The following is a 6,758-nucleotide window of genomic DNA, read 5'->3' as shown; positions in this document are numbered from 1 at the left end:
AGCTGCCGCGCCAGCGCCAGCCCGAAACCCTGGCCGCCGCCTGCGCGGACGGGGCCGGAGGCGGTGGTGAAGCCCTCGGCGAAAACCGCTTCCGTGTCCGTTCGCTCGGCCAGGCCGTCGCCTGAATCGGCGACGACCACGTGGAGGGTGCCGCCGTCGTCGCCCGGGTCATCCATGACTTCCAGTTCAACCCAGCGGTCCGGAGCTGAGCCTGCAACGGCCGCGTTGACTGCGTTATCGATCAGGTTGCCCAGCACGGTGGTGACATCCTGGGCGTCGGTGACCTGGCCGCGGACCAGGGTTTCCGGCCCGATGCGCAAGGCAACGCCCCGCTCGTCGGCCTCCACCCCCTTTGCTCCCACAAAGGCCTGGAGGTAAGGGTCCTGAAGCAGCTCGGCCTGGTCTACCGGGAACTTCAGCGGTCCCGTCGCTGCCAGCCGCGCAAGGTACTCGCGTGCCTGCTGGTGCTGCCCGATGCTCATGAACCCGGCGATCGTGTGCAGTTGGTTGGCGAACTCATGGCGCTGTGCGCGCAGCGCGGTGGACATGGTACCCACGGCGTCCAGCTGCCGGGTGAGCTGCTGCAGTTCCGTCCGGTCGCGGAGCATCACCACCCATCCCAGGTCTTCGCGCCGGTGCAGTGCCTTGCGGGCGTTGGCCACCAGCACCCGCCCGCCGGCCACCAATTCCAGTGCGGCATCCGAGCCGGGGCCGGGCCGGGTCAGGGACTTCAGCTGGTTTGGTACCGGTGCCTCATCCCATGCGGCTCCAGTCAGGTCCGGCAAGTCCAGCAGCCGCTGCGCTGCGGCGTTGAACACACTGATCCGGCCGTCGGCCGAAACGCCGATCACGCCGTCGTCCACGCCTTGGAGAACTGCCACCTGGTCGTGGACCAGGCTGCTGATTTCCTCCGGTTCCAGGCCCAGGGTGAGGCGCTGGAGGCGGCGGCGCAGCAGGAAGGATCCCAGGACGCCGGCCATGAGGGCACCGGTGGCGGTGAGGGCAACCGGGCCGATATCGCGCGCCAGGCTCTGGCCCACTGTTTCCATCGAATAGCCCACGCTCACCTCGCCCACCACAGTGGTGCTGCCCGGTGCGTAGACCGGCACCTTCGCTCCCGCCGACGGGCCCAGCGTTCCGGTGTTCCGGGTGGTGACCTCACGGCCGGACAAGGCCTCGGACGGATCCGTACTCACCCGTTCGCCGAGCCGCTGGGGGTCAGGGTGCGCCAGCCGAAGGCCCGCTTCGTCGGTAATGACCACAAACAGGGCGCCGGTCCGCGTGCGTGCTGCTTCGGCCGATGCCATCAACGGCCCGGCGGCCAACTCGGTAGGCGGGGGAGTGCCGGCCTGTTCACTGATGGCCAGCACGTCCGCCCGCACTGTTGGGTCCGAGGCCACCGTCCGCGCGAGCGTCAGCGCCTGGTTTTCCGCCTCGCTGCCCACCCTGTCATAGGTCAGCCATGCATGGACCCCGGCGCTGAGCAGAACCACCAGAAGGACCACCGCAAGTTGGAGCAGGAGCGTCTGGGTGGAGAACCGCAGCGGGGTACGGGGGCGGGAACGCAGCATGATCCTCCTTCAAGCGGGTAGCTGCACGGGCTTTGCCGGGTGCTGTGAGCAGAATGAGCAAAATGCTCGCAATAAGCAGTATGCCAATCAATTGAGCCAAAGGCACGGCCGTGACGGCGGCCACTCTACAGTCTGTAGCACGCGTCACAACGCTGTGCCGCCGTTCACAAAGAAGGAGCCGGCCGTGCTGGTATTACTTGGATTCGCAATGATCGCGGTATTCATGGTGCTGATCATGACGAAAAAGTTGACGCCAGTGCTGGCGTTGATCATCGTCCCCACCGTTTTTGGTCTTTTCGCCGGTGCCGGCCTTGGCATCGGCGACATGGTGATGGACTCGATGAAGGCCATGACCTCAACAGCAGCCCTGCTGATGTTCGCCATCATCTACTTCGGGCTGATGATCGACGTGGGGCTTTTTGACCCGCTGGTCCGCTTTATCCTCCGCAAACTCGGCAACGACCCCGCCAAGGTAGTGCTGGGAACCGCCATCCTCGCGGCCGCCGTGTCCCTTGACGGCGACGGCTCCACCACGTTCATCCTCACTACCGCTGCCATGCTGCCCATCTACCTCCGGCTGAAGATGAGCCCCGTGGTCCTTACCTGCGTGGCCGGCCTGGCCAACGGCACCATGAACATCGTGCCCTGGGGCGGCCCCACCGCCCGCGCCGCCAGCGCCCTGAAAATCGACGTCAACGATGTTTTTGTCCCGATGCTTCCCTCCCTCCTCGCCGGCATCACAGTCGTGCTGGCCTTCGCCTGGCTGCTCGGACTGCAGGAGCGCAACCGCCTCCGCGCCACCGCTCCGGAAATCTGGGAAACGCCGTCTACGGCAGAACCCTTTACCGCTGAAGCGTTCGACGGCGGCGCCCCCGCCGGCGGCTCGCGCAATGGTTCCCGCCGCGGTACCTCACCTGTTCCCGCAACCGGCGGTCCTGCCGTCGACGGTTCTTCCGTTGCCCTGCTCGAACGCACCGAGGAGCTGGTGGACGACAGCGACACCGCCATGGCAGATACCGCACTGGACCCGAACCGCAAGACCCTGCGTCCCAAGCTGCAGTGGTTCAACCTGGGCCTGACCGTAGCCGTCATGGGCATGCTGATCGCCGACCTCGTGCCCCTGCCGTACGTCTTTATGGTGGGTTCGGCCATCGCACTGCTGGTGAACTTCCCCAACGTCAAGGACCAGGCCGCCCAGATCGTGGCCCACGCACCGTCCATCGTGGCCGTGGTCAGCATGGTCATGGCCGCCGCAGTCCTGACCGGAGTCCTCACCGGCACCGGCATGGTGGAAGCCATGTCCGCGTGGCTGGTACAGATCATCCCCACATCCATGGGCCCGTTCCTCGCTGTCATCACCGGCGTCCTCAGCATCCCGATGACGTTCTTCATGAGCAATGACGCGTTCTACTTCGGAGTGCTCCCCGTCCTGAGCGAGACCGCGGGCCACTACGGCATCAGCGCCGCCGAGATGGCCCGCGCCTCCATCACCGGCCAACCGTTCCACATGCAGAGCCCGCTGGTTCCCGCCATCCTGCTCCTGGTGTCGCTGGCCAAGGTTGACCTCGGCGACCACCACAAGAAAGTGCTGTGGCGCAGCGCCGTGGTGTCCCTGGTGATGCTGGGAATCGGCATGCTGACCGGAGCCATCGGAATCGGTTAGTCTGTAGCTGCCGTGCTGCTGCCCCCCGGGGCGCCGGCCGGTATGAAGGTGCCCGTCTGACGCCCGCTGGGGGCCGTCAGACGGGCATCATCGTTTCCCCACTAGAATGGATCGGAAATCAATTCAAACTTTGCAGGGGAGATCCATGGCTGCGATCAACCGTGACGACGTTGCGCATCTCGCGCGGCTCGCTCACATTGAGATGAGTGCCCAAGAGCTGGACAGGATGGCCGGAGAACTCGCGGTCATTGTTGATTCGGTCAAGTCCGTGAGCCAGGCTGCCGGTGACGACGTCCCGGCGACGTCCCACCCGATCCCGCTGAACAACGTGTTCCGCGAGGACGTTGTGGGGCACACCTTCACCGCGGAACAGGCGCTCTCCGGCGCACCGGACTCCGATGAGAACCGTTTCAAGGTCCCGGCAATCCTGGATGAGGCATAAGCATGACTGACAACAACGAACTCATCCGCCTCTCCGCCGCCCGGCTGGCAGAAAAGCTGGCCGCCGGTGAGGTCACCTCCGTCGAGGTCACCCAGGCCTACCTGGACCGGATTGCTGCGGTTGACGGCGGGGAACGCGGCGTGAACGCCTTCCTGCACGTCAACGCGGAGGAAGCGCTCGCCGTCGCCGCCGAGGTGGACGCCATCCGTGCTGCGGGCGGTGCAGGGGCCGAATCCTTGCATGTCCTGGCCGGCGTCCCGATCGCCGTCAAGGACCTCATCGTCACGGTGGGCCAGCCCACCACGGCCGGCTCCAAGATCCTCGAGGGCTGGCACAGCCCCTACGACGCCACTGTGGTGGAACGCCTGCGCGCCGCAAAGATGCCCATCCTGGGCAAGACCAACCTGGACGAGTTCGCCATGGGCTCCTCGACTGAACATTCCGCCTACGGTCCCACCCGCAACCCGTGGGACCTGGACCGTATCCCCGGCGGCTCCGGCGGCGGCTCCGCTGCCGCCGTCGCAGCCTTCGAAGCACCCCTCGCCCTCGGCACCGACACCGGCGGGTCCATCCGCCAGCCCGGGGCCGTCACCGGCACCGTCGGCGTGAAGCCGACCTACGGCAGCGTGTCCCGCTACGGCGCCATCGCCATGGCATCCTCACTGGACCAGATCGGCCCGGTTTCGCGGACAGTGCTGGACTCGGCCCTCCTGCACGAGGTCATCGGCGGTCACGACCCCCGCGACTCCACCTCCCTCCCGGACCCGCTGGCAGACCTCGTCGCCGCAGCGAAATCGGGCAGCGTCGAGGGCATGCGGATCGGCATCATCAAGGAACTCCACGGCGAGGGCTACCAGGCCGGCGTCGAGAACCGCTTCAATGACTCCCTGGAGCTCCTCAAAGAGGCCGGGGCGGAAATCGTTGAGGTGTCCTGCCCCAACTTCCAGTACGCCCTGGGCGCCTACTACCTGATCATGCCCTCCGAGGCGTCGTCCAACCTCGCCAAGTTCGACGGCGTCCGGTACGGTCTGCGCGTCCTGCCCGAGGACGGTCCGATGACCATCGAACGAGTCATGGGAGCCACCCGCGCCGCCGGCTTCGGTGACGAGGTCAAGCGCCGCATCATCCTGGGCACCTACGCGCTGTCGGCCGGCTACTACGACGCCTACTACGGTTCGGCGCAGAAGGTGCGCACGCTGGTGCAGCGCGACTTCGACGCAGCCTTCACCGTGGCCGACGTCCTGATTTCGCCCACCGCGCCCACCACGGCCTTCCGCCTTGGTGAGAAGCTGGACGACCCCCTGGCCATGTACCTCAACGACGTCGCCACCATCCCGGCCAACCTGGCCGGAGTCCCGGGGCTCTCCCTTCCCGGCGGCCTTGCGGACGAGGACGGGCTGCCCGTCGGCATCCAGCTGCTCGCCCCGGCACGGGAGGACGCACGCCTGTACCGGGTGGGCGCTGTCCTGGAGTCGCTGCTGGAGGCCAAGTGGGGCGGCCCGCTGCTGGCCCAGGCCCCGGAACTTCCTGCACGTCCCGTGGCAATGCTCGTCGAAGCCAAGGAGGCAAAATAATGAACACGGACGCAATCCTGAGCTTCGAAGAGGCCATGGAGAAGTACGATCCCGTCCTGGGGTTCGAGGTCCACGTGGAGCTCAACACCAAGACCAAGATGTTCTCCTCCGCCCCCAACGTCTTCGGCGACGAGCCCAACACCAACGTCAATGAAGTTGACTTGGGCATGCCCGGGGTCCTGCCGGTGGTGAACAAGGCTGCGATCGAGTCCTCGATCAAGATCGGCCTCGCCCTCAACTGCAAGATCGCCGAGTCCTGCCGCTTCGCCCGGAAAAACTACTTCTACCCGGACACCCCCAAGAACTTCCAGACCTCGCAGTATGACGAACCCATCGCCTACGACGGCTACCTGGACATCGAACTCGCCGACGGCACTGTGTTCCGCGTGGAGATCGAGCGCGCCCACATGGAGGAAGACGCCGGGAAGCTGACCCACATGGGTGGCGCTACCGGCCGTATCCAGGGCGCAGACTTCTCGTTGGTGGACTACAACCGTGCCGGCGTGCCGCTGGTGGAAATCGTCACCAAGCCCATCGAGGGCGCCGGTTCGCGTGCTCCGGAACTTGCCAAGGCCTACGTGGCAGCGGTGCGCGAGATCGTGAAGAACCTGGGCGTGTCCGATGCGAAGATGGAACGCGGCAACGTCCGCTGCGACGCCAACGTCTCGCTGCGCCCCCACGGCCGTGAACGGTTCGGTATCCGCTCCGAAACCAAGAACGTGAACTCGTTGCGCGCAGTGGAACACGCCGTCCGTTACGAGATCCAGCGCCACGCCGCTGTCCTGGATGCCGGCGAGCCCGTTGTCCAGGAGACCCGCCACTGGCACGAGGACACGCGCACCACCACGTCCGGCCGGGCCAAGTCCGACGCCGACGATTACCGCTACTTCCCGGAACCTGACCTGGTTCCCGTGGTTCCGTCTCGGGAGTGGGTGGAGGAACTCCGGGCCACCCTGCCCGAGCCGCCGGCTGCACGCCGCAAGCGCCTGCAGGCCGACTGGGGCTACTCGGACCTCGAATTCCGCGACGTGGTGAACGCCGGCGTGATGGACGAGATCGAGGAAACCATCGCCGCCGGCGCTTCGGCTTCCGTTGCCCGCAAATGGTGGATGGGTGAGATCGTCGGCCGCGCCAAGAATGCCGACGTCGACCCGGGCCAGCTGGGCGTCCAGCCTGCCACCATCGTGGAGTTGGCACGCCTGGTGGAGGAAGGCAAGATCAACAACAAGATGGCTTCGGAGGTGCTGGATGGCGTCCTGGCCGGCGAAGGCACCCCGGCCGGGATCGTGGAGAAGCGCGGCCTGGCCGTGGTTTCCGACGACGGGCCGTTGCTCGAAGCCATCGACGCCGCCCTGGCCGCGCAGCCTGAAATTGCGGACAAGATCCGTGGCGGCAAGGTCCAGGCCATCGGAGCCATTGTGGGCGGCGTGATGAAAGCCACCCGCGGCCAGGCAGACGCTGCCCGCGTCCGCGAGCTGATCCTGGAAAAGCTGGGCGTCACCGTCTAG

At 66.3% G+C, this 6,758-nt stretch carries 5 protein-coding genes; 4 read left to right on the top strand and 1 reads right to left on the bottom strand.

The window, feature by feature from the left end:
* On the bottom strand, window positions 1-1,571 hold a 1,571-nt coding region (locus AC5RWX_RS18480; protein ID WP_494097784.1), incomplete at its 3' end, for a sensor histidine kinase.
* Window positions 1,572-1,755: 184 nt separating this feature from the next.
* Here AC5RWX_RS18480 and AC5RWX_RS18475 point away from each other — a divergent pair.
* The 4 genes from AC5RWX_RS18475 (at window position 1,756) to gatB (ending at window position 6,758) form a co-directional block, all read left to right on the top strand.
* The gene (locus tag AC5RWX_RS18475; RefSeq protein WP_494097783.1) at window positions 1,756-3,234 is read left to right on the top strand and encodes a CitMHS family transporter; all 1,479 of its coding nucleotides are present in this window, start codon (window positions 1,756-1,758) and stop codon (window positions 3,232-3,234) included.
* Window positions 3,235-3,379: 145 nt separating this feature from the next.
* Window positions 3,380-3,676, top strand: coding sequence for an Asp-tRNA(Asn)/Glu-tRNA(Gln) amidotransferase subunit GatC (gene gatC / locus AC5RWX_RS18470; protein ID WP_163164358.1), 297 nt, complete (start codon window positions 3,380-3,382; stop codon window positions 3,674-3,676).
* A gap of 2 nt (window positions 3,677-3,678) precedes the next feature.
* Complete coding sequence (gatA, locus tag AC5RWX_RS18465) at window positions 3,679-5,250, top strand: Asp-tRNA(Asn)/Glu-tRNA(Gln) amidotransferase subunit GatA (RefSeq protein WP_494097782.1); 1,572 nt, start codon at window positions 3,679-3,681, stop codon at window positions 5,248-5,250.
* Window positions 5,250-6,758 (top strand): Asp-tRNA(Asn)/Glu-tRNA(Gln) amidotransferase subunit GatB, encoded by a 1,509-nt coding sequence (gatB, locus tag AC5RWX_RS18460; protein WP_494097781.1) that lies wholly within the window; start codon window positions 5,250-5,252, stop codon window positions 6,756-6,758. Before gatA ends, gatB begins: the two co-directional genes overlap by 1 nt.

Source organism: Arthrobacter sp. SPT-J7, from assembly GCF_059089965.1.
The sequence above is the reverse complement of the archived record's forward strand: the minus strand, read 5'-3'. Positions and strand labels throughout refer to the sequence as shown.

What these genes read in the sequence shown, in the direction of transcription:
- gatC (WP_163164358.1), top strand. Translation starts at nt 3,380, where the DNA reads ATGGCTGCGATCAACCGTGACGACGTTGCGCATCTCGCGCGGCTCGCT.
- gatA (WP_494097782.1), top strand. Translation starts at nt 3,679, where the DNA reads ATGACTGACAACAACGAACTCATCCGCCTCTCCGCCGCCCGGCTGGCA.
- gatB (WP_494097781.1), top strand. Translation starts at nt 5,250, where the DNA reads ATGAACACGGACGCAATCCTGAGCTTCGAAGAGGCCATGGAGAAGTAC.